At 69.7% G+C, this 2,542-nt stretch carries 2 protein-coding genes; both read left to right on the plus strand.

What is annotated here, in order from left to right; translation table 11 throughout:
• Window positions 1-2,100 (plus strand): TonB-dependent receptor (locus FKP22_RS26970; protein ID WP_211361608.1); only part of this gene is annotated, 2,100 nt, incomplete at its 5' end.
• 14 nt (window positions 2,101-2,114) lie between these two features.
• Window positions 2,115-2,542, plus strand: a 428-nt coding sequence (locus tag FKP22_RS26975) for a winged helix-turn-helix domain-containing protein (protein ID WP_141291042.1), incomplete at its 3' end; no start/stop codon positions are given.

Genomic DNA, 2,542 nt, shown 5'->3' on the forward strand with positions numbered 1-2,542 from the left:
GCGCAACAAGGCGCCGGCCAATCCGCCGAGCTTCGAATGATCCTGCAGGAGGTGATCGTGACCTCGCAGCGCGTGCAGACCGTGCTCGGCCGCACGCCGCTGTCGGTCGGCGTGCTGGACCAGCACCAGATCGAGACCCGCGGCACGGCCCAGCTGAGCGACCTCGTGGGCGTGGTGCCCGGCGTGACCGTGCCCAATGGCTTCAGCAACCAGCCGCAGGCGGTCGGCATCCGCGGCGTGGGCGTGTCGTCGGCGGCGATGAGCCAGGCGGTGGGCATTTATGTCGACGACGTGCCCATCGTGCGTGGCTATACCAGCGCGCTGTGGGACCTGCCGGACATCGCGCGCATCGAGGTGCTGCGCGGGCCGCAGGGCACGCTGTACGGCCAGAACCTGACCGCAGGCGCGGTGCGCATCATCTCCATCGACCCCGGCACCGAGCGCGCGGCCTGGGTCTCCGGCTCGCTGGGCAACCACGACGAATACCAGGCGCACGCCTACTTCAACGGGCCCATCGGCGACGGGCCGCTGTCCGGCAGCCTGGCGCTTTCGCGCCGCCGCAACCAAGGCTTCGGCTACAACGCCACGCTGGACGAACACGACAACAAGCTGGACGCGAGCCAGTTCCGCGCCAAGCTGCGCTGGCAGGAGCCGGCCGGCTGGGACGCCATCCTGGCGGTCGACGGCCTGCTGGACCATTCCGACACCAACACCGGCAACTTCCCGCTCAACGACCCCAACGCCGCGCCGCGGGTCAACTTCACGTCCACCACCTCCGGCCCGTTCAAGCGCCTGGCCGGCGGCCTCGAACTCAAGCTGAGCCACGCGCTGGGCGAGGGCCTGCAGTTCCACGCGATCACCGGCTACCGCGCCTTCAAGGACGATCCCACCGTGGCCGACATCGGCGGCCTGGCGATCCAGCGCTACCTGCTGGCGCAGAAGGTGCACCAGAAGGTCTTCTCGCAGGAGCTGCAGCTGCAGGCCAGGCAGGGCGACCTGGACTGGACCGCCGGCGCGATGCTGGTGTCGGATGACTTCCACTTCGAGCGCTTCGTCAGCATGACGCCGCCGGGCGCACCGGCTTCGTCGAACTCCGACGCGATCACCCACCTGGAGACCACAGACTTCGGCCTCTACGGCCAACTGCACTACCGCTGGACGGAGCGGCTCGGCATGACTGCCGGCCTGCGCGCCTACCGCACCGGGCAGACCGGCGCCAACCAGTACTGGCTGGCCGACGAACAGGGCGAGCACACGCAGAACGTCTACCAGGCGCCCCACCTGTCGACTGCCAGCAAGGGCCTGCTGCCACGGCTGGGCCTGGACTGGCAGCAGGACCGCGACCTGTTCCTCTACGCGAGCTTCGCGATGGGCCAGAAGTTCGGCGGCTTCAACCGCGCGGCCCAGTCCCAGCGCTCGGCCGAATTCGCCACCGACCCGGAGAAGGTCACCAGCTGGGAGCTGGGCAGCAAGTCGCGCCTGGCCGGCGGGCAGGTGAAGCTGGACATCGCGCTGTTCTACAACGACTACCGCGACTACCTCGCGTCGCTGAGCAACGCCGTGATCGACGGGGTGCACATCCCCGAGCCGGTGCTGGTCAACGCCGGCAAGGCCAAGACCTATGGTGCCGACATCGACCTGGGCTTCAAGCTCGCCGCGCACACCGATGTGGCGCTGTCGGCCGAACTGCTGCGCACCCGCTTCGACCAGTTCGAGAACCCCACCGGCGCGGCCGCCAGCAACTACGTCGGCAACCAGCTGCCGTTTGCGCCGCAGTTTTCGTTCGGCGCGAGCCTGGAGCACATCCAGCCGCTGCCGGACGGCTCGTCGCTGGGCCTCTCGGCTTCGGTCCAGCACCTGTCGCGGCAGTATTCGGACGTGCAGAACACGGCGCTCACCTCCGTGCCGGTGCAGACCTACTTCAACCTCGGCGCGAGCTGGCTGACGCCCGAGCGCGGCTGGACCTTCTCGCTGCGCGTGCGCAACCTCACCAACCGCAGCTACGTGCTGCTGCGCACGAGGATCCCGCCGGCCGACGTCGACGCCGCGTTCTACAACGCACCGCGCACCGTGCTCGCCACCGTGCGCCACGACTTCTGACCCCGGGGCGAGCCATGAGATCCGGCCTGGCGAGCGATTCGGCGCCGCCGCTGCCACGGCAGCCGCAGCCCTTTGAACGGCCGCTGCGCTTCGGCCGTTTCTCGCTCGATCCCGCCCGCAAGCTGCTGCTGGACGACGGCCAGGCCGTGCGGCTGGGCAGCCGCGCGCTGGACCTGTTGATTGCCTTGGTGGAGCGGGCCGGCGAGGTGGTGAGCCACGACGAGCTGTTCGCCCGCGTGTGGCCGAGCACGGTGGTGGAACCCTCCAGCCTGCGCGTGCACATGTCGGCGCTGCGCAGGGCGCTGGGCGAGGGCAGCGGCAACCTGCGCTACATCGCCAGCCTGCCCGGCCGTGGCTACTGCTTCGTGATGGACATTGCCGAGCTGGATGCCGCACCCGCACCCGTCACTGCGCCCGCCACCGCACCCGCGGCCGCGTCCTT

This window comes from Ideonella azotifigens, assembly GCF_006519715.1.
Taxonomy (GTDB): Bacteria; Pseudomonadota; Gammaproteobacteria; order Burkholderiales; family Burkholderiaceae_C; genus Ideonella; species Ideonella azotifigens.